Origin of the sequence: Candidatus Profftia sp. (ex Adelges kitamiensis) (assembly GCF_020342455.1) — a bacterium.
Taxonomy (GTDB): domain Bacteria; phylum Pseudomonadota; class Gammaproteobacteria; order Enterobacterales; family Enterobacteriaceae; genus Profftia.
Genome location: NZ_CP080506.1, coordinates 538,388 through 562,634 on the forward strand (window position 1 = coordinate 538,388; position 24,247 = coordinate 562,634).

Consider the following 24,247-nt stretch of genomic DNA (forward strand, 5'->3'; position numbering starts at 1 on the left):
AGGAACCTGTTAATATTTAAGAAAAAGCTCAATTTTCTGTATGAAAACTTAAATACATAATTTTTATTAAAAATATTTTTAGATTATTTACATTATCATTTAGATTGTTTTAAGTAATGATTTTCTGGCTATTTTTTTAAAAACTGTTATAATTATATTAATATCTATTACTTACTTCTTAGTAAGTTTATTGTTTTTTATACCTAGTCAAATAAAATATAAAGTTAAAAGATTCAATCTTTACAATACAATACACAAAATTGAATACAATTTTTTTTAAAAAAACTATACATTACTGTAATACAGTACTTAATACGTAATTTTTTCCTAAAAGAGCTATGCGCCTGTAGCTCAGATGGATAGAGCGCTGCCCTCCGGAGGCAGAGGTTTCAGGTTCAAATCCTGTCGGGCGCAATAATTTCAAATTATTTATTCAGTTTACTTTGATTAAGGTTTATGTATAAATAAATATAAAATTTTAACTTTCAATAAGCATAATTATGGTGGCTATAGCTCAGTTGGTAGAGCCTTGGATTGTGATTCCAGTTGTCGTGGGTTCGAGTCCCATTAGCCACCCCAAAAGAAAAATAAATAAAATTGCGAATATGACGAAATTGGTAGACGTGCTAGCTTCAGGTGTTAGTGTCTTTAATAGACGTGAGGGTTCGAGTCCCTCTTTTCGCATCACATTACTATTAAGTATATACTTTATAAGTATTTAAATATTAGATTATTACATATTAATTTTTATAAAATAGTATTTTCTTATCGGCGAGTAGCGCAGCTTGGTAGCGCAACTGGTTTGGGACCAGTGGGTCGGAGGTTCAAATCCTCTCTCGCCGACCATCATTAATTAGTCTATATTTGTAAAATAGTATTTATATTCTAAAATTATTCTAAAATTTATTAAACTTTTTGATTTTTACGTAGTTTTAATTTTAATTTTAGTCATATACTATAAAGACTTATGTCATTAAGTATATTGCGAAAAATTAAAAACATGATGTTTTGTAAACTTTAAGATAAGCTAATAATATTTTACTTCAGCATATATTTAGAATAAATTTAATACAATTTTCAAAAAGTAATCTATTACCTATATTTTTACTACTACTAATAAAGTATATTAATTTCATATTATGTGATAATAATTAGATAATATTTATTTATAGTATATATACTGATTGTACATATACGATATAATTAGAGTTATATACCCTTTAACTAATAAAGAAAATCATAATAATGCTTATGATATAATTTTAGTAAACTACTAGTGCATTACCTGATTGTTTCAGATAGTACTAATCTTTTAATATTATAAAGACAGTACTTATATTTTTATTTGTAATAATTAATGATATAGAATATAAATAAGATAATTTATCTATTTTGATATTTATTTTTAATAAATGATATAATTATTAAAAATAAATATTTTTTATTAGTATTTTATACTTTTGTATGAATTATAATTTATAAGATTTTACAAATTTTAAATATTAACTAATGCGCGCCTATTAAAATATTTATAATATCTATATATTACTATTTTTTATATAGTATTAAATTAATAATTTAAATATATTAGTTAATATAACATTATATAAGTAAAGATTATTAATTAAAATTACAACTTATTTCTATGATTACTTTTAAAATATACCTAATTTATTAGTGTAACTTTATTGGTAAAAATATAAATATTACTAATCAATATTTATATGTTATTTATAATTGATTAAATATTTTTGTAATTTTTTTTAAGGAGAGTCAAATAGTTATTCACTAACTTATAGTAATGTGATTATTATATCTAGTTTTCTTGGAATTTTATATGTAATATTGTATTATTTATAATATTTAGTTTTAACTATAATATTTTACGATATCTTAATAAAATTGTTTTAATATTTATTAAATAATTAATATTCTTTTTATTACATTACTGTTTACTAGTAGGTAAAATATATTTTTATTTTTAAAAATTTAAATATTGCGATGAGTAAAAATAATTTTTTATAAAATTTTTTTTAATACTATGATTATATTAATAAATCAGGGTGTGCTAATATATTTAAAATATTTAACAAAGATATTTGTACTTAATTAAATACTTATATAATAAAAGGTATATAATATTTTTATATGATTATAATCATAGTTAAAAGTGTACTTTATTATAATATTGAATAACTGTATGCGTTATAAAGAATATAATTCTTTATAACTTATCTTTAACTATATATAAATATTTTTATAAAATTTTTTATTTTTATAAAAACTACATATTTAGGTTAAGATTAATCAATGAATACTTTAAATTACTAGATTTATGTGATATTAATATAATTAATATTACATAAAATATATTATTTAATAAAATTCTATTTTCCATATGAATAAATAATTTTAAAATGTATTTAGATAAAATTTTATAACATGAGAAAATAAAAGTATAAAGAGTAATAATCATACTTATTATAATTGATAATATAAAATAAAGTATTGCATTTAAATATTTTTCTTTTAATATTAAACGAAGAGAAAATATATCTAAATATTAGATTATTTTTATTTTCATTAAATCTGTTTTGTTAGAATTAGCTAATATTTAATCCCAATAAACCGTTACTCAATATAATCTTTAGTATCTTTTCTTTTAATTTAGTAAAAATACTAATTAGTAATAAATTTAATAAAATTTAATGATTATATTTTTTATGTTATTATTTCTTAATAATTTAAAATATCTATTTTAAACATAGTTAATATTTTTTATTTAGTTTTATTAAATTTTATGTTTTTAGTGATATAAATAAAGTTATTTAATTTTATTGTTAATATAAATTTTAATTAAAGTCCTAAAATATATAATCATTATTATAATAATTTATTTTATAAAAATAATCGCTACTTTATTTGTATAGAAAAATTTATATAAGGTAAGATATAATCTTACTAAGATATATAGTTATCCATTATAATATTCAAATGTATAATAAGAATGATTAATTATATAGTAATTATTACTATATAAAAAGTAACTAAATAGTGTTTTATCTATATTTAGATAAAAATTAGCCTAATGATTTTCCAAGTATTTCTATATAATGCCATCGATTTTCCGGTTTTAGAGGCAAGATAGTATGCTTAACTGTCTTTTCTGTTTTTTTAGATAATAATTGATCACTATATAATGTATGTTGAATAACAAAATACAATACAACAGCAAAAGTAATTAATATTCCTATAGTAAGTAAGATGATAGTAGTAGAGATACTATCAGGAGATTTCTTTTTTTTATGGAGATATTTTTTTTGATTTACTCTTGATGAGTAATCCCAATTTACGTAATACTTTTTTCTCATTATCTTTTAACTATTTAGTTATTAATAACCTTAGTATAAATAGATTATATAAGTGTGGAATGGATTGTATATCTAAATATATTTTTATATTTATTTGAAAATAAAAGGTAATTAATTAATACTTATTTAATTAGAAATACTAATCATGAGTATCAAAGATGTAAATATACTAATGTTTTGTCTAATTATAAAAAATTATTCTTAATATTACTTATTATATGATTTTATCAATGATAAAATACTTATATACAATAAATATTAAAAATTTTTAGCATAAAATGTATTAGTAATTATTATACGTAAGTCTTATTAAATTAATTGTAGTGTAGATATTTTATTCTATTTTTATTTGTACTGTAATCATTAGCAATGACTAAAATAATTGTGAATAGTTATATATATTAAATAGAGTAAAATTTTTAGTATTATCATAGGTATTTTGATATTGTAATACTAACTTTATACTAAAAGTAATTTTTATATAAGTTAAAACCTTAATAGATATCTTTAATATATTTTTTTTTGTTTATTTAGGTATATTTTTTATTAAAAATTTATGAAATTTTAGTATTTTGTTAAATTTATTTCATTAGTTTTTAGCCATAATTAAAATTATATTTATTTAAAAGATATTAATAATATATAAAATATTTATCGATAGCATCATAATTACTAATTACTAGTATGATTTTTATAATTTGCATTATAATATTATATAATCTACATTATAAATGTTATACTAAGAAATTATTAGAGTTGTTCTTAAGTACTAATTAAGAATTTCTATATGATTAGTTTTTTTACCATTATATAGTAATATACATTCAATAATATTTATAGATATAAGATATTACTAACTTTTTTCGGATTTATTATTTTAATATAAATTTTATTTTTAAATAAAAAATATTAAAATTATTTTTAAATACAATAATAGTTGTTTTTATCTTTTTTTTTCTTAAAGATATTATCTTAAAATGAGAATACAATTTGTATTGTATAACAGTCTTATTACTTGGTGACTATTTTGCTTAGTTATTTAGGATTAATGTTATTACCATGTTAAAGACAAAAATATCTATTATTTTTAATATTATCTATTTTACTCGGTATTTTATATAATACCTCTAGAGGTTATTTTATAGGTCAGTAGTTCCTTACTATTAAAATAGTATATTAAAATAAATTAATAAAATATTTTATTTAAGGTGAATTCTTCATTGATATAATCAAATATATAAAAATTTAAATTAATATTAATTTATAATAAATAATATTTTATTAAAGTATTAAAATTTAAAAAATTTAGAATTAAATTAATTTAATTCTTATTAAATTAATTTAATTATTCTATATTTTATGTATAATATAAGAAAATTCTCAAGATCTACATTATTTGATATATAATTATTTTAGTAATTTTTAGAAAAAAATAATTATTTTATTTACTATTAAATTAATTTATAAGATATATTTAATTTTTAAAATAACTAAAAATTAAAAAAATGATTAAAAAAAATTAAATATTATTTTTAATAACATTTAAAATTAGTTAAATTTATTGTTATAAAAATTCAATATTTTTTATTTATGCTATTAATAATAAAATTTATATTTTATTATTACCCATAGGTATAGGGTAACTTATTTTCTATATCCTTATTTTCAGGTACTGTATATAAAGTATCTTTATGTATATTATTTAGAGCGATTTATTATTACTACATTCAACTCTAACTAAATATATATAATTACATCTTAAATTATTAAGGGTAATATTTTATATATGTTTTAGGTTATTTTTTAATCATAATTATTAAAATAAGATTTTAATAAATTTATTTATATTAAGGTTTATTTAAGAATAAGGTTGTATATTATTTTTCTTCTAAATATGCACTTGATTTTGAAAATACTTTTAGTGATAAATATTAACATACCTAGATATAATTTTATATATTAAGTAATACAGTGTTCTTAAATCCTTCTTTATAAACCTATTTTTTGTGGTGTACCATAAAGCGTTTATTAAAAAGATCTACTCTCCCTCCAGCAGCAACATCACGTTGTTTACCGGTGTAAAAAGGGTGGCATTTACCGCATACATCCAAATTAATATTATTAATTAAAGTAGAATATATACGAATAATATTACCGCAGGAACAAGTTGCATTTATCGCAACGTAGTTAGGGTGGATACCTTGTTTCATAAGAATAACCTTCAGTAAAATATTTATTATTATCTAGCTGTATTATGCTAGAGATCTGATATACTTAATAAGATTAAAATATTATTTAAAAATCTAAATCTTATATTGAAAATATACATATAACAATTTAACTATAATATATTATACATAAAGCGTAAACTTTTGGAAATTATTAAAGGACTAATAATTATCCTGACATAAGTTTATAATAGTTATCTTTTGAAAAATTTTTTAGTTTATTTTATAAAAAACCATTTATAATTTAAGTAAAAAATTAATTTTTTTAAATATGACAGTGTAATAATTTAATTATTAGATTAATTTTCAGTTGGATCAACATCTATTGCCCATTTAACGTATTTTACTTCAGGTAATTTACCAATATATATTAATATGTTTTTGACAATCTTGTGTAAATATATACGAGAATGATGTTGAAGTATTAGTTGCCATCTAAATTTACGACCATCTTTAAATGGTATAGATGGTATAGGACCTAAGATAAAAAATAACTCATCTCTAAATTGGATGTTTTCTAAAAAATATTTAATGTTTTTTAGAAATCTTAATACACGAGCATCATCATCATCATTAGCACGCACAATAATATGTTTAATATATGGTGGTAAACATACTTCCTTACGTTCTTTAAGGACTTGTTTGGCAAAGGCATTATATCCTTTATGTAATAATGTTAATATAAGAGGATGTTTAGGATAGTGTGTTTGTAATATAATTTCACTTTGTCTCTCTCCGTTCTCTACTAGTCCAGTAATATGTGTATAGATTTGAGCAAAACGTTCTAAAGCATGAAAATCAGCGGAAAAAATCATACCATCTATATTAAGTATAGCTATTAGTGTAATGTTATTAACATTTTGTACTTCTGCTAAAAAGTCCGTGCTGATTAATATATGTGCATTATCATTTCTATACGCTTCTATCGGATTTCTCTCTAAAATATTATTACGGCCAATATAATTGTTATTCATGTGTATAATATTAGTTTTAGGAAATATTAAAGTTAGTTGATTTTTAAGTTGTTCAGCAGCAAAATTAACAGGTGATAATTTATAGCTACTACACTGTGGACATTGTTTTGGTATAGGTTTTTGATCACTACAATAATAACAATATAGACAATAACGTTGATAATTTAATGCATAGTGATAACTACAATCTTTACATTTAAAGATATAGTTACAACTATAGCAAAATAATATAGTAAAAAAATTACGGCTATCTAGAAAAAGTATTACTTGATTTCCTGCGTTAATATGTAGTTTTATTCTTTTTAATAAAGACTGAGTTAACCCAGATTTTATTGGCATATTTTTTAAGTCTATAAGATACTTAATAGTTGGTACTGTATTATCTAATTTTTTAGTGAGTTGTACATGGCGATATTTTCCTAGTGCAACATTATGCAGTGTCTCTAAAGACGGAGAAGAAGAATTTAATATTATAGGAATACCCTCTTGATATGCTCGGAATACAGCTAAATTACGTGCGTGATAAAGCCATCCTGTACGTTGCTTATAGGATATATTATGTTCTTGATCAATAATAATAATACCTAGATTTGCAAAAGGTGTAAACAGTGCTGATCGGGTTCCAATAACTATTGCAGTGTTACCATTACGTGCTTTTAACCATATTTCTAATCGATTATTATTATTTAATCTAGAGTGTAGAGCATAAATAGGTACGTTAAAACGTTCCTTAAATTTGGCAACTGTTTGAGATATTAAGCTAATTTTTGGTACTAAAACTAAAGCCTGGTACCCTTTTATTAAAATCTTTTCAATAACATGAAAATAAACTTCTTTTTTTCCTGAACCAGGAGATCCTGTAAGTAGCCATACATTAAACTGTTTTTCTTTATCTTTAATATTTTTTATAGCAAAAATCTGTTCATTACTTAGTATCTTTGGCGGCTTATTTTTTATAATATCATAAGATCGCCAATTATAAGATTCTGTTGATACACAAAGTAATTCTACGAGTCCTTTAGTTTTTATTTTGTGTAATATTTTCTCTGTTAGTTTATATTTAGTTACTTGATTTCTATCAAGTGGATGTTTTAGTAGAGTAGCGAGAGCATACTGTTGCTGAGGAGTGCGTTTTAATGCTTCTAGAGATATTTTTTTCCCTTGTTCTGTAATCATCCATTGCCACTTGTGTTTATTTTTTATAGATTTACCCGCTCGCAATATGTTAGGTAGTGCATGAAATAAAATTTTCCCAATGGGATAATGGTAATAATCTGCTGCCCAGCTTAGCATATGCCACATAGGGGGAGAGAAAATTGATTCATAATCTAAAATTTGATAGATAGATTTTAAATGATTGAAATTTAATTCACTATGTACGTTACATTTAGTAATGATACCTATCATTTTGCGTTGTCCAAATGGTACACGTACTCGTACTCTTTCAAGGGGAGCTACACCTATTGGCGTTAGATATTCGAAAATGCGGCATAATGGAATGGGTAAAGCTACTTGAATGACAGGCATATTTATAGTCCTGCTTAATATCTTTTATGTAATTTATTAAATTAAAAGCTATTTTTATATAAGCTATATTATACTTTATTTATATTGTGCCACTTTATTAGATAATGCAATACTAATTATAAGTATATCCACTATTTAGCTTCACAATTTTTATTATTAAATTAATACTTTATATTTTTTAATATAAATCATCATGTTTTATAAACTAATAATTGTTATATTTAATATTTATTTAAATATAAGTTAATACCAATAATTTACTATCTAGTAAGATATTACTATGTGATTTTTAGGATTACTGTAATAAATGCTAAACTATTTCTATAGTACATAATACATAAAATATTTTTTGTTTTATTAAAAAAAATATACAATTACTATTTTAGTACGAAATATTTAAAAATATTAAATATATTAGTTTTTGTGTCTTACATTGAATAAATTATATTTTTAATTTTTCTAGAAATAATCCTTATAGAGTAAATAATTTTTCTATTAAAATAAATAAAGATACATCTTACTGTACATGTAATTTTGTTAATATACTTTTATTTAGTTTATATTATGTATTATGTTTTATGTAAATAATACTTTATTAAAGTAAATTATTTCTTTGCTTCTTATTAACATTTATATTTATTTCGATAATTTATTTTTAAATAATTATGGAATTATTTTTATAATGTATGGAAAGAAATATATTATTTAATATATATCTTAACGACATGACACAAAATGAGATAATTATATCTATATTCTCCTGTTAATATAGTTATTATAAAAGTTGATCATATAACTTCTATTTAATTATAGCAATTATCCTAAAAGTTATTATAATTTTTTTATTAAATTTTTTGTTTTTTAAAATTAATTCTGTATATATTATAGTGTTTATAAATATTTATAGTTATTAAAATTAATTAATTTATTATATAATATATATGGTTTAATTTATTCTTATAATATAAGATATTTAGCTTTCAACTGTTGAAATAAATTTTCATATATTTCGCTTGTAGCTTTACCTACGTCATTTTGCCATTCTCCATGAGTTATGGTTTTTGCGTCAGGGTAAAGAGATTTATCCTCAGATATAAATTTTGGTAACATCTTTTGAGCTGTTAAATTAGGAGTTGCATATCCTATAATTTTAGCAATTTGCACCGCAATATCAGGGCGTAATAAGGAGTTAATTAATTTTAAAGCACCTTCTGGATTTTTAGCATTAGCTGGTATGGACAGACTATCCATCCAAAAAATAGTTCCTTCTTTTGGTAAAATTACCTCTAATGGTGTACCAGATTCACGTGCAATAAAAGCAGAGCCATTCCACACCATACCTAAATTTATTTCTCCTTCTATATAAGGAGTAGCAGGGTTATCAGAATTAAATGCTAGTACATTAGGCATTAATTTTTGAAGTTCTTTATAAGCAGCATCAATTTGTTTACAATCAGTAGTATTACCAGAATATCCTAGTTTTAGTAGTGCCATTTGAAAAACTTCTCTTGTGTCATCTGTAAGTAGTAAACTACCTTTATATTCTGGCTTCCATAAATCACCCCAACTATTAATACTTTTAGGATCAATTTGATCTGAGTTTACTCCAATAGCGGTTGCGCCCCAAAGATAAGGAATTGAATAATCATTTTTAGGGTCAAAGGTTTTATATAATAAATTTTTATCTAAATTATGAAAGTTGCTCAGTTTTGATTTGTCTATCTTTTTTAGCATTCCTTCTTTACTCATTTTAGCTACAAAATAAGTCGAAGGAACAATAAGGTCACACTGACTACCTTGGTATGTTTTTAGTTTTGTATACATAGACTCATTAGAATCATAAGTAGAGTAAATTACCTTTATACCAGTTTCTTTAGTGAACTGCTCTAATAGTCCAGCAGGTACGTATTCAGTCCAGTTATAAAAATATACAGTATTTTTTTCGTTTTTATTTTTTAGTATATTAATATCATTTGCGGTATTAATTATTAAAATTAATAAACTAGCAGTTACCAGAAGTAAATACTTTTTCATTAAACTTATCCCCAATAGGGTAAAATAAAGAGAAAGATATTTATAAATCTTAGAGTTAATATTTATATTAAATAAATATTTTTTCGAAAAATATGTTATCAGGTATAGATATTATCATATTAAGGTTATTAATGGTAAAGTAGTAAAAATATTAAACCAGAAGTGTTTCTAAATTCTATCATTTACTTTACTTACTACTAAGTATATATATACTAATTATTACTGCTTTTAAAATTATTATTTAGAATCTTCAACGATATGAATTTTATTTCTTTATAAAATTTAATTTCTTAATGATTCTAGAATAGAACTATTCTAATATCTCTTATTAATTATTATTAATTGATATAATTATATTGATAACATTTATTATTAGTAGAATGCAGTATATGTTTTTATCTATTTAAAATCTATTTTAGATATATCCCATCTAAAATTATAAGATTTATAGAGTAAAAATATCTTTATAATTAAGATAATTTAGTTCTTACCTTTATATATTAACTTAATTAATAAATGTAGTAAAAATCAATAATACCTATAGTAATAGAATCTTTTATTCTGTATTAGAATATATAAAATAAAAATGCATTTAAGTAAGAATATATATAATAAATTTTTAAACTAATTTCGTATATTATTTTATATAATTTATTTAATTTTAAATAAACTTTCATCAAATAATTTCATTATATTTTGTACTTATTTATTAAAATTTCCTTACAAATTTAAATTAAATTAAATATTTACTAATTAATTTTATATTGAAAACTTCAAAAAATAAATTTTTTTATATAAAAATATAATTCTACTAAAATTTAATAAAATTATTAGATAAAATATAGAGGTATAGGTTGATATATAATATTTTATTACATACTAATACTAATACTTACTATTTTAGTATATTCAGTGCATATATAAATTTATTAAATAAGTATACTTAGTAATTATTTTATAAATGTATTAGTTTTTATCCCCGAATTATTTATTTTAATAAACTAATAAAAAATATTTACTTTTATTATCGATAATGCTATATTAAAACAATTTAGTAAAATAAGTAAGTTGAGTTAATTGTAGTATAATATTAGCCAGAGATAATATACAATATTTATTGTTTGTGATATAACAAAATGTTATATAAGTTTATATATTTTATTTATTAAAAATTTTTTAATTATTAATACTAAATGAGTTTGCATGTCAAGAGTATTATTTTATAATCTCTTTAGTTTATTTAAGTTTAATATGTTTAAACTATATTTCTAATTTAATGATTTTATCCTATAAAATAGTCTTTTATTCATATTAGTATGTTAGATATACTCCAGTATTTGAATGTCATTTTATAATTATTTATTTAAAATAATATTTTAAATTCTTAATTTACATTATTAAATAATAATTTTTAATTGTTAAGGCCATTGGCATTAAGTATATTATAATTATAATACTATAATTACATCAATAACATTTACCTATATCGCCTTTTAACAATAAAAACTTAAATAAATATACTAGTAACTGAAATAATTAAAATGTATCTAGATCACTGCAGTATTTATTGTTAAGTATTAAGTGTATCTATTTTTAATAAATTTTAATAAATTTTAATAAATTTAGAATACTTAATATATTATTCTGATAAAGAATATTTCTTATTATATTTATAGGTATTTAGATATATATACTATATTTTATAAATTTATTCCAAGTAATTATTACTAATATATAATAAAATATTATGTATAGCATACATTATTCAAATTTATCTATTAATAATTATTTAGCATACTATTAAATTACTTCCATGCCATAAGATCTCACCAGTTTGTACTAGCATAAGCTGTATAGTAATTTTTGGTGATTTAGTATCTCCTTCTATTAAGCTGTACAACATATACTGTGCTTGAACAATACGTGCTAGATCAATTGCTTTATGGCGAGAGACTAAATTATCTTCAGTTGATAATCCAAGATATTGTTTTGCATTTGTGATATTTTTATTAGAAACTAGTGTAAATTTACTATATCGTATCAACTCTTCTTGTAATATCTTATTAGCATTAGATACTTGTAATATTTCGTGATTTTTATTTTGTATACTATTTACCAATAATAAACTACCAGTATTAATATCTGGTAGGTATATAATCTGATTAATTAATGGTTTTAAGCAAGAACTCCATTTAACATTATGATTTTTTTGTAGTATTAATGATTTATTTACTAAAAATTGTTCTTTTTGTATATTTATTTTATTTACATTAAGTTGATCTTGTTCTCTTAGCTTACGTTTTATTAATATTTTACTATCTCTTTTTGTAACTATTTGACAGCCTATCAGTAGCAATGTATTAAATATAACAAATGCAACAAATAGACATTTTTTCATTGCTTGTCCTTTTAATTTTTATTTGGAGGATATTTTATTTTACTATTATTATGGCTATACTGAATTTTCCAATAATCGTATTTTTTTGTTTTGCTTATTACTATTAATTACTTTGTATTTTATATTTCATATAATAAATTAAGTGAGATTTATAATACTAGTGAGATATATTTATTCAATTAAAATTACTAGATTAGTATAATTAATATTACGTCTTTTATTATTAATTTATTTTATAAAAAAATATTTAGTAATTATTACTATATAGTAGATTACTAATCTTAAATTAAGAAGACTTTAAAACATTACCTAGTAATTTTACTAAAATATATTATTAGATTATATCAATAAAATTGATATTAGTACAGTGTGATTATTTAATTATTGTTATATAAATATAAACTTCAAGTTATTTAACTTCTATAGTTTCACAATTTTATATTATAGGAGGTAATAATAACTATATTAATATATAAAATTATAATCATTTTAAAAAAATATCCTACTAATAGCTCAATTATATTTACAAACTTTATTTGATTTTAATATCATATACAGGTATCTAGTTTGTTTATAAATTAAATCATTTTTCATTAAGAATATTACCTTATAATACTTATTATATTACCCCAAGAGTATAATAGGTATTTACTATAAAACTATATATTTTCTATATGGTGAAAAATATAAAAAGTATATGTTATACACTTAGAATAATACTTACGTAAATATACTATATTGACTATTTAATAAATTTTGTCCAATTAATCTCTCTCTAGAAATCTAAAGATTTAGAAAAATCAATTAATTTATTAAAATCTAATAATAAAAATAGAATATTTATCTAATAAAATATATCTGAGTAATATAAACTATATTTTCAATATCAAACATAATTTAAATAAATCTTATAAATAAAATTTAAGAAAGTTTATAATCGCTTTAATTAAAATTACATGATATGATTAATTATCATTGATAATTATTAATTATATAGAATAATAAAACTTAAATGAAGTATATTGTAATATTGTAATATAATAAATACATGTGTAGTTAATGTTTTTTCAATAATTATTTTTTCATTAAACTCATAAGTATTAAAGTTTAGAAAATTTATGTCTGAAATTTATTGTTTGCTCCATAATAGTTTTATAATAGAGAAAATTACTTGCCATTAGATATATAATATGTGATAACTTATATGTCTTAATAAGACATATCTCTTCTGTATACTTGTAATTTTTTAATAAAAAATAGTAAGTATATATTATAATATTGAGGTATTATTTATTCACTAATTACTATCTTATTGCTTAGATAAGTAATTACTCTATTTGGTGTGTTTTATTTTTCTGGCTTGCGCTTCAGAGTGGTTTAAATAATCTAAAGGAAATATTCAAGATGTCCAAGATAAAAGGTCAAGTAAAGTGGTTTAATGAAGCTAAAGGTTTTGGTTTCATAACCCCAACTGACGGCAGTAAAGATGTGTTTGTACATTTTTCTGCAATTCAAGGTAATGGTTTTAAAACGTTAGCTGAAGGTCAGCATGTTGAGTTTGAGATCCAAGATGGTCAGAAGGGACCATCTGCAGTTAATGTAATGGCAATTTAAAAGTATTAGCCATAAAAAACCCGCTTTATGCGGGTTTTTTATGGCTAATACTTTTAAATTGCCATTTATACGAAATATTATTTGATTATAGATATAATCTAATAAGTATTCATAAATTTATTAATACAGTAATAAATTTCAATTTGAATATAATTAAATTAATTTATAGTAATTATACCTCTTATTGTATTTTGATACAATAAGATAGAACGTATATCAAGTGATTAAAATACTATTAAATATTTTTAAATGTAGAAGTTTTCTAAAATAGAGTGTTTATTAATTTAAAATATCTTATAGAATATTAATAATAAATGTTTGTATATAATCTATATATTTTATCAGATATTGAAAAATGCTCAAGTTTATAACTTTAATTATAAATTACTGTTAATAAATATTTATAATCAAAATTATTTTCGTTGAAATAACATATTATTGATTATGAATAAATTAAAACTTTACATTTATTGTATGTAAAATAGTAAAAATTTGTTTGTATAAATTTAGTTAGTTTAGGTATATAAATATTTAGTTATTAAATATGTTTTTATTAAATATATTTTTAAATATTTATTTAAAAAAAACATCAGTTTAACTTAATAATAAAATTTATATAACCAAATTAATAATTATTTATTATTATTATTACTTAGCTCATTACAACTATATGTAAAAAATAATACTTATTATTCAATTCTAAGCGGTTTTAAATAAACAATTGTTATTTTTGCTTGTAATAGTGTTTTAAAATAATTATAGTAAGTTAAAAACAAGAATATATTAGAATATTGTGTCTATAAAATAACATGGAAAGATAGTGTAAGATAGGTCCTATATAGCAGCAAAGTTAAGATCATACATAAATATAATATATTTTATATAATTTTATAATTTATGTTATTTTTCATGATTGATTGTGTTAGTAAAATATTATGCCTTATTCATTGATAAGATCAAGTATAACAATAGTTATATAAATACGGTACTATTTAACTAGTAATAACAATTAAATAACGTAATAATTATACTAATTTATGATCATAATAATGATTAAATTCTTATATAATAACACTTAATCGTATACCATGGTGTTTTTTATATAAACCCTTGGATTTTTATTAAATATGTATAGGAATGTAAATCGTGATAAATAAAAATCATAGCTATATTTAACCTAAGGTATTAAAAATATAAATAATATTATTTTTAAAAAAAAAATATAGTTTTATTATTACTAAATAATATAATACAGTGAAGATAAATTGAATTTATTTAATATTAAATAATAAAATAATTTATTATTTTATTATTTAAAGTACAATAACATTATAAGTAATTAGTCTTGAAGTAAAATAATTAGTAGTTAAACTTATACATAGTTTATTTGTGAGTGTTAAGGTATACATAAGAAATAGATATATAAGATATTTTAATTTTATTATATACTAAAATAGTAATTTTATCAACGATATATAGCATAAATATTAAGTAGAAAAGGAGATAACTAGTGAGTAGTGTTGCTATTGTAATAAGCACACACGGTGTAGCGGCAGAACAATTGTTAAAAACTGCAGAAATGTTGTTAGGAAAACAAAATAATGTTGCTTATATAGATTTTGTCCCCGGTGAAAATACTGAAATACTGATTGAAAAGTATAACAAAATACTAATTAATTTAGACTCTAGTAAAGGTATTATCTTCTTTGTTGATACTTGGGGTGGTAGTCCTTTTAATGCAGCTAGCAGGATTTCCTTAAATAAAGATAATTATCAGGTTATTGCTGGAGTAAATATTCCCATGCTAGTTGAGACCTTTATGGCCCGTGATGATAACCTCAGTTTTGATGAATTAATCTTATTAGCATTAGAAACAGGACGTGAAGGGATTCGTGCTCTAAATATAAAAAAATCTACAGTAAATGGATTACATCAATCTAAAACTCCTATTCTAAAAGCATTACAGGATCAGGTGAGTAATATGTATCACATGAAAGTATGTCTTGCACGTATAGATGATCGTTTAATTCATGGACAAGTAGCTACCCTCTGGACAAAAGAAAATAATGTTAGTCGTATTATTGTAGTAAATAACGAAGTTGCTGCAGATCATATGCGCTCAACTCTTCTTAAGCAGGTTGCTCCTCCAGGTGTTACTGCTCATGTAGTTAATATTGAAAAAATGATCCGTGTTTATAGTAATCCAGATTATAGTAGAGATCGTGTAATACTACTATTTACCAACCCTACTGACGCATTATACTTAATTGAACATGGTATTGAAATTAATTCAATTAATATTGGTGGTATGGCTTTTCGTCAGGGGAAAATACAGATTACTAATGCAGTTTCGGTGGATCAACAAGACATCGAAGCATTTAAAAAATTAGATGTGCGTGGTATTGAATTAGAAATACGCAAAGTTCCAAATGATAGTCGCTTAAAGATGATGGAATTACTTAATAAAATGAACTAAAGCTGAATCGGAAGTTATCGATTTATATTTTTAAACTTAGTGTTTTAATTAAAAGAGGTGCAGTTCAATGGAGATTACAACTCTTCAAATTGTACTAATATTTATTGTTGCGTGTATTGCGGGAATTGGTTCAATTCTTGATCAATCTCAATTTCACCGTCCATTAGTTGCTTGTACTCTGATCGGTATTGTTTTAGGTGATATGAAAACAGGTATAATTATTGGTGGTACATTAGAAATGATAGCTCTTGGTTGGATGAATATCGGTGCAGCAGTTGCTCCTGATGCGGCTCTTGCATCCATAATTTCAACAACTCTGGTTATTGCTGGAGGACAAAGTGTGGGTGCTGGAATAGCATTAGCTATTCCACTAGCAGCTGCAGGACAGGTTTTAACTATCATAGTTCGGACTATTACAGTGGGTTTTCAACATTGTGCTGATGGTGCAGCAGAGCGTGGTGATCTACGAGCTATTAACCTATTACATTGTTCTGCTTTAATACTACAAGCTATGCGTATTGCCATTCCAGCAGTTATTGTTGCTTTATCAGTAGGTACTAATACTATTCATAATATGCTGAATGCTATCCCTGAAATTGTTACTTCTGGTCTAGCTATTGCTGGAGGTATGATAGTAGTTGTTGGTTATGCTATGGTTATTAATATGATGCGTGCCGGATACTTAATGCCTTTCTTTTATTTAGGCTTTGTTACAGCTGCATTTACTAATTTTAACTTAGTTGCATTAGGTATTTTAGGTATAATTATGGCTATTTTATATATTCAGTTAAGCCCTAAATATAATAAACCTCAAGTTGTAGCAGTAACTCCTAGAAAAAATGATCTTGATAACGAATTAGACTAATTAAAAGGTGAGAAAATGGTTGATACAACATTATTAGTTAAAGATCAAAAAACTGAAATAAAACTCACCGCAGGTGATCTAGGTAGAGTATTTCTTCGTTCTAATCTCTTGCAAGGTTCATGGAATTTTGAACGTATGCAAGCCTTAGGTTTTTGTTTCTCTATGGTACCTGTAATTCATCGTTTATATCCAGAGAATACAGACGAGCGTAAAAAGGCTATTAAGCGTCATTTAGAATTCTTTAATACTCATCCATATATTGCTACTCATATTTTGGGTGTGATTGCAGCAATGGAGGAGCAAAAGGCTAATGGTGCTCCAATTGATGATAGCGCTATTAATAGCATTAAAGTTGGTCTAATGGGGCCATTAGCTGGCGTAGGTGATCCAATATTTTGGGGTACTTTGCGTCCAGTATTTGCTGCTTTAGGTGCAGGTATTGCAATTACTGGTAGTTTGCTAGGTCCTTTATTATTCTTTATATTATTCAATGTAGTACGTTTGTTAGTTTGTTACTACGGTGTATCCTATGGATATAAGAAAGGACTTGATATAGTAAGCGATTTGGGTGGAGGTTTCCTTCAAAAAATGACCGAAGGAGCATCTATTTTAGGTCTATTTGTTATGGGAGCTCTAGTTAACAAATGGACACATGTGAATATCCCTCTTGTGATTTCTCGTATTACTGACCAAACTGGTAATACTACAGTGACAACTGTACAAAATATTTTAGATCAGTTAATGCCTGGATTAATACCACTGATATTAACTTTTGGTTGTATGTGGTTACTATGTAAAAAAGTTAATGCATTATGGATAATTATTGGTTTTTTCCTAATAGGTATTTTTGGTTGTTGGAGCGGTCTATTAAGCTTATAATTATAAGCCGGATAGGGTTAGAATCTATTCGGCTTATTATCTCTGTGTCTCTAAATGTATTTTTGGTATTTTAGTGAAAAATATTAATAAGTAATTATTTCAATTAATTTTTATATTACAAAGTAATATATGTAAAATATTACCTTTATAATATTCAGTATTTTATATAAAAAATGTATATACAAAAACTAATCTAGTAATATAAAATATAAATAGTACTAATATAATAATATCTGTTTAATATATTAAAGTTTATGGTTTTTGTATTAGCTAGATTTAGCTATATTAATTTTTTATTTAATTTTCTTTTATATTTTATCTAAATTGTATGTAATCAACTTACTATATGAGTAAGTGGATTACATACAATTACTTTTTTGAGTTAGATATCCTATAAAATAGGATATCTAAAAATTATTACTTAAACTATAATAAGTATTGTTAATAACCTATATCCATATTAACAGTCACCATAAAATACATTAGATATAATTTTGTATATTTAAGTATATAATTATTTTTACGCCTTTAAAAATAGATTACTATTACTAGTTACAATATATAATAATTTTATTATAGTGATAACATATAATTTTAAAAATTTTTAGCTAGATTCATAAAACATATTTTAGTAATTTATTTTTATATATTAGCTATATAGAAATTAATAGTTCTTAGTAATATACGTATGTTTCTAAATACGCACTCTTTAATTTTAATTAATAGAAATATTTCATCTCATTATTTATAATTTATTTATAATAAACTATTACTTGATATGACGTATTATAAATAATAATTACTTTTTATACTTATAAAGTTATAGTTTTATTATTAGTTAATGAAAATTTAAATATATCTCTGAATTAAAATATTTAATCTATTTCGTATTAATTATACTAAATATTAACATAGAATTTTTTTTCTAAAAGAGCAAATAAACTTATTTTTAAATCAATCTTCATTTATATATTTAAGATATTTAAAAACACTTATCATTATAAGTAAATAGTTTAACTATTATTGTATAATAAATTAATTTTTTATTATTTTTAGTGGATATAAGATATTATCTTATACAAAATTATTAATCACTGAGAATTATTATTTTACTATCGTCAATATTCTAGAATATAAAATAATACCATAAAATATAACATATAATGGATCTATATATAAATTAGTCATTCTATTAAATAATACTCATTATTATAATTTTATTAATATACTACTTAATTTTTTCATTACTGATTGAAGTAAATAATATAGATTTACATTGATTATTAATCAAAATATTTTTTAATAAATACAGCAAGATTATTTTATTTTATTAAAAAGTTATTATTAGAATCTTTAGATATTAATTTTTATTCATTACCAATGTTTAAGAATTATAAAATCAAATTTTATAATACATCAATTCATTAGCATTATAGTTTCATATTATTTAATATTTTTAAAATTATATATTATCTATTATCTTAATAATTATTTTATGTATATTTCTCTATATAATATATAAACTTGCATAATCTAGATTTTATAGTTATTCAGGAATGCCATTAAAAATATACTGTATTAGTTCATTTATCAAAAATATTATCATCTGTTTTATCTTTTCGTATTACCTATAATAAAACCTTTTATATTTATTTAATAAAATATACTTTGAAAGAAGTGATAACTTTTATGTTAAAAAGTGTAATTAATATCAGACATAACAATACTATCATTACTTTTTAAGAAGATATTTTTAGTATAAAAGACTAAAGTAAATGTAGTGTGAATATTAGAGTGTTTTTTACTTAAAAAATAAAATTTTAATATCATAATAGAAGATAATATAAACAATAACCTATATCTTAAAAAGATATTAAATGAAAGTTAATAAATTGATAAAGTATAATTGTAAATTTATTGCTTTTAATAGTGTAATCTTCGTACAACTATATCTTGATAATTTTAAAATCTTATATAAATAAATCTAGAATTATGATACAGGAAATTTAATGTTTATAGATCTTTTAATAAAAATAACTGCTTATTATTCTCTATATCAGAGGTATTAATATAGAATACTAATGAGAAGATAATATTTATAATATATTTAAAGTTTAGCTAAATATTCTAGTGTATCTGCATATTATATGCTAGGTGATATGTTATTTATTATTCAGTTAATAATATTAAATGTTCTTGAGTGGCAAATATTATTTTATTAGACATGAATAATAAAAGTTCTAATATTTGTCATAAAATTATTAGGTATAATGATTCGGTAAAGATCAAAAATTAAGAATAATAATATATTAACCATCGAAATTATTATGTAGTTTACTAATAGACTATCAGAATCTAGAAAATTATTAATTAAATACTATTTTAGCAAAAACTCTATATCATATAGGTGTAAACACTTATAACTCTACCAGATAGGATTATATAAACCGTAAACTATAACAATGATTAGGTATAAGTGATATTGATCCGTATTGAGAATACTTGCAGTGCTTAAAAGGTATTTAAATTGATGCAGGATCATGAATTTTTATTTCTAATGATATTTATTTATTTTTATTGTAATTTATGTCATTTAGTCCATAAAATATTGCCAGAAGTATCTTTATTAAATCTCTTATAGAGACTACTTTAATGTGTATAAATAGTAAAATCCTAGAAGGATATATGAATATTAATTTAAGTTAGATAAAATATTTTATTAGCGTTAGTTTAAATTAAAATACCTGATAATTCTGAAATAAATTTAAATAGTAATTGATTATAGATAAATTTAGTAAAAAATTTTATGGAGTTTTGCTCTATAAGTAATAATATCATTGTAATTATGATGGAATTATTATTCCCTTAGTTTTTAATTTTATATTATATTATTGCTTTAATTAATGACATTTTTTAACTGAATTAAATTTACCAATAGTAATATTATAATATTGAATCAACTTATATTTTTATCACAAGTCTTAAAACATAGAAAAATCTATATCTATTGTTTTGTAAATATTTTTATTATAATTTTTGTATTAGTATTTATATTACTTATTTAAAATAGTAGATATAAAAATATCTATAGTTTTTATATTTACTAGGTATACTATAATACCTACGTTACTATGTTTTATATCACCATCTAAATTATCTAAGATAATTGTATTACATTAAAGATTTTAGTATTATTAAAACATATTTTTTACAAGCACATTTATTATGATATTTTAAATTTATATATTTTTATAATAAAATTTTTTCTATTTCCTATTATAGGAAATAATATTAATAGTAAATATTTAAATATAAATATAAAATAGTAATTTTATAGTATAAGTATTAATATAATTAATGTTGATAAAGAATTACATATATTATTAATTAATTTATATATTAAATTTTATTTAAAATTGTAATACTATTGAATAAAATTCAACATATTAAAATTAATACATAATTAAAATAATAAAATTAATTAGCAAAAGATATTAATGAAAATAAGTATTTTAATTAATTAAAAATTTAATTAATTTATTGTATTTCTATTTTAGTAAAAATAATATGCAAAATAGCACATTTAGCATAATAATATTATTAACTATTACGATATAACTTTATATAATATTCATAAATTATTATTATAAATATCACTTATTTAATATGTATTTTACATGTATAATTACTTTTTGAAAAACTAAGTTGTACAGTCTCTAGAAAATATAGATAAATATTTTATATTATTAAAAGATTGTATAGTAATCCTTTACTTAACTTAAAAAGTGAATATGATAGTTTTAAAATAAAAATACTACTATTTTATAAAAAATAATTTAGAAGATTTTACTTGAACTTATTTTAATATAAAGGAAAATAATATTATTTATCATTAATCAATAATATAATATTTTAAATATTATTACATATAATATTTATGTATTAATATTAATTATTAAATATACCTAATATTAGAGGGAGTAATTCCAGCTATGACTAGCTATTTACGTTTCCCTGGATTTAACCCAGTTATTTTTTCTATAGGATCATTATCGGTCTATTGGTATGGATTTATGTATTTAATAGGTTTTCTCTTTGCTTTGCAGTTAGCAAAGAGAAGAGTTAATAAGTTAAGAGGTAATTGGACTCAAGATGAGGTCGAGAATCTCTTTTATTCAGGATTTTTAGGAGTTCTTCTTGGTGGTCGTATAGGGTATATTATATTTTATAATCTTCCTATATTTTTTAAAAATCCAATATGCATTTTTAGAGTATGGGAAGGAGGAATGTCATTCCATGGTGGTTTAATTGGAGTAATCCTAGTTATGTTATTATTTTCATATACCAGTAAGAAGAATTTTTTCCAGATTTCTGACTTTATTGCTCCTCTTATACCTTTTGGTTTAGGTATGGGACGTTTAGGTAACTTTATCAATGGAGAGTTATGGGGACGTGTTAGCATTAATAATAGGTGGGCTATGTTATTTCCAGGTTCAAGAAGTCAAGATATTATCTTGGCTTCCAATCATCCTAAGTGGCAATATATACTTAACCAGTACGGTGTACTACCACGCCATCCGTCACAACTATATGAACTATTCTTAGAAGGAATTTTATTATTTATAATTTTAAATATTTTATTACTAAAAAAACATAAAAAGATAGGATTTATTTCTGGATGTTTTTTAATTAGTTATGGTACGTTACGCATCATAGTTGAGTTTTTTCGTGAGCCAGATGTTCAAATTGGACTTTTTAATGGTGTAATTAGTATGGGGCAAATACTCTCTATTCCAATGATCATTGCTGGCATTATTATTATGTTTTGGATTTATCGCAGTCCGCAGCTTTTAAATAATTTAAAGTAATTTTAAAATATTTTTCATATAAAAAGCTAGTAGCTCATGTTATATATAAAATACAAATTTATGAGGTAAGATGAAGCAGTATCTTGATTTAATAAAAAAGTTCTTACTGAGGGTACAAAAAAATCTGACCGTACAGAAACAGGTACATTGTCTATTTTTGGACATCAGATACGTTTTAATTTGCAGGATGGGTTTCCACTAGTTACCACAAAGTTCTGCCATTTACCCTCAATAATTTATGAATTATTGTGGTTTCTTAATGGAGAAACCAATATTTCTTATTTGCGTCAAAATAATATTACTATATGGAACGAATGGGCTGATGAACAAGGAAATCTTGGCCCTGTATACGGAAAACAGTGGCGAGCATGGGAGACGGTTTATGGATTTCAGATTGATCAGATAAGTAAAGTAATAGAACAGTTGACATATAATCCTACTTCACGCCGTATTATTGTCTCTGCATGGAATGTGGGTGAGTTAGATCAAATGGCTCTAGCTCCTTGTCATGTATTATTTCAGTTTTATGTTGCCCAGGGGAAATTATCTTGCCAATTATATCAGCGTTCTTGTGATGTATTCCTTGGGCTTCCATTTAATATAGCTTGTTATGCGTTATTAGTGCATATTATAGCTCAGCAGGTATCTTTAAAGCTTGGTGATTTTATTTTGACTGGTGGTGATATTCATCTGTATAATAATCATATAGAACAAGCTCAACTTCAATTGAGTCGTAAACCTCGTGTTTTACCTAATTTAGTGATCAAGCGTAAACCAAAATCCATCTTTAATTATCGTTTTGAGGATTTTGAAATTCAAGGTTATAAACCTTACCCCGGGATTAAAGCACCAGTAGCTATTTAATATTAGGTTTAATTACTTATAAAGAATAGTTTTTACTAAAATGGTACATTACTTATATGAGAAGGGTATTTAAATAATAGGTTTAGAAATATAAGAAGAGAATATTTTATTAAATAAATTGTTGCTATATTATAGAAGATAATATTAAG

At 22.0% G+C, this 24,247-nt stretch carries 10 protein-coding genes, 4 tRNA genes and 1 pseudogene; 10 read left to right on the top strand and 5 right to left on the bottom strand.

Translation table 11 applies throughout. The features are described from left to right. The first annotated feature begins 340 nt into the window (after nucleotides 1-340). The 4 genes from K0T98_RS01390 to K0T98_RS01405 all read left to right on the top strand — a co-directional run bounded on the left by K0T98_RS01390 (nucleotide 341) and on the right by K0T98_RS01405 (nucleotide 846). Nucleotides 341-414, top strand: a tRNA-Arg gene (locus K0T98_RS01390). Between the two features lie 89 nt (nucleotides 415-503). Then, a tRNA-His gene (locus K0T98_RS01395) sits at nucleotides 504-579 on the top strand. Nucleotides 580-599: 20 nt separating this feature from the next. Beyond that, a tRNA-Leu gene (locus K0T98_RS01400) sits at nucleotides 600-684 on the top strand. 85 nt (nucleotides 685-769) lie between these two features. Continuing rightward, nucleotides 770-846: transfer RNA gene (locus K0T98_RS01405), tRNA-Pro, on the top strand. Between the two features lie 2,234 nt (nucleotides 847-3,080). Here K0T98_RS01405 and K0T98_RS01410 read toward each other — a convergent pair. The 5 genes from K0T98_RS01410 to K0T98_RS01430 form a co-directional block, all read right to left on the bottom strand. Further along, on the bottom strand, nucleotides 3,081-3,371 hold the full coding sequence (locus K0T98_RS01410; RefSeq protein ID WP_225639625.1) for a hypothetical protein: 291 nt from the start codon (nucleotides 3,369-3,371) through the stop codon (nucleotides 3,081-3,083). A 1,997-nt stretch (nucleotides 3,372-5,368) separates the two neighbouring features. Continuing rightward, a complete protein-coding gene (rpmE, locus tag K0T98_RS01415) occupies nucleotides 5,369-5,581 on the bottom strand; it encodes a 50S ribosomal protein L31 (protein ID WP_225639626.1) in 213 nt (70 codons plus the stop codon). Between the two features lie 317 nt (nucleotides 5,582-5,898). After that, the gene (gene priA / locus K0T98_RS01420) at nucleotides 5,899-8,100 is read right to left on the bottom strand and encodes a primosomal protein N' (RefSeq protein ID WP_225639627.1); all 2,202 of its coding nucleotides are present in this window, start codon (nucleotides 8,098-8,100) and stop codon (nucleotides 5,899-5,901) included. Between the two features lie 957 nt (nucleotides 8,101-9,057). After that, on the bottom strand, nucleotides 9,058-10,134 hold the full coding sequence (potD, locus tag K0T98_RS01425) for a spermidine/putrescine ABC transporter substrate-binding protein PotD (protein ID WP_225639628.1): 1,077 nt from the start codon (nucleotides 10,132-10,134) through the stop codon (nucleotides 9,058-9,060). A gap of 1,789 nt (nucleotides 10,135-11,923) precedes the next feature. After that, complete coding sequence (locus K0T98_RS01430) at nucleotides 11,924-12,532, bottom strand: penicillin-binding protein activator LpoB (protein WP_225639629.1); 609 nt, start codon at nucleotides 12,530-12,532, stop codon at nucleotides 11,924-11,926. A 1,404-nt stretch (nucleotides 12,533-13,936) separates the two neighbouring features. On the opposite strand from K0T98_RS01430, the gene cspE reads away from it, so the two are divergent. The 6 genes and pseudogenes from cspE to thyA all read left to right on the top strand — a co-directional run bounded on the left by cspE (nucleotide 13,937) and on the right by thyA (nucleotide 24,098). Beyond that, nucleotides 13,937-14,146, top strand: a complete 210-nt coding sequence (gene cspE, locus K0T98_RS01435; protein WP_225639630.1) for a transcription antiterminator/RNA stability regulator CspE — start codon at nucleotides 13,937-13,939, stop codon at nucleotides 14,144-14,146. Between the two features lie 1,510 nt (nucleotides 14,147-15,656). After that, nucleotides 15,657-16,622: a PTS mannose transporter subunit IIAB gene (manX, locus tag K0T98_RS01440; protein ID WP_225639631.1), complete on the top strand. Its 966-nt coding sequence runs from the start codon at nucleotides 15,657-15,659 to the stop codon at nucleotides 16,620-16,622. 67 nt (nucleotides 16,623-16,689) lie between these two features. Continuing rightward, complete coding sequence (locus K0T98_RS01445; protein WP_225639632.1) at nucleotides 16,690-17,487, top strand: PTS mannose/fructose/sorbose transporter subunit IIC; 798 nt, start codon at nucleotides 16,690-16,692, stop codon at nucleotides 17,485-17,487. Nucleotides 17,488-17,502: 15 nt separating this feature from the next. Then, nucleotides 17,503-18,366, top strand: coding sequence for a PTS mannose transporter subunit IID (locus K0T98_RS01450; RefSeq protein ID WP_225639633.1), 864 nt, complete (start codon nucleotides 17,503-17,505; stop codon nucleotides 18,364-18,366). 3,992 nt (nucleotides 18,367-22,358) lie between these two features. After that, nucleotides 22,359-23,234, top strand: a complete 876-nt coding sequence (gene lgt / locus K0T98_RS01455; RefSeq protein ID WP_225639634.1) for a prolipoprotein diacylglyceryl transferase — start codon at nucleotides 22,359-22,361, stop codon at nucleotides 23,232-23,234. A 70-nt stretch (nucleotides 23,235-23,304) separates the two neighbouring features. Next, nucleotides 23,305-24,098: pseudogene (gene thyA, locus K0T98_RS01460) on the top strand (thymidylate synthase). The last annotated feature ends 149 nt before the right edge of the window (nucleotides 24,099-24,247 follow it).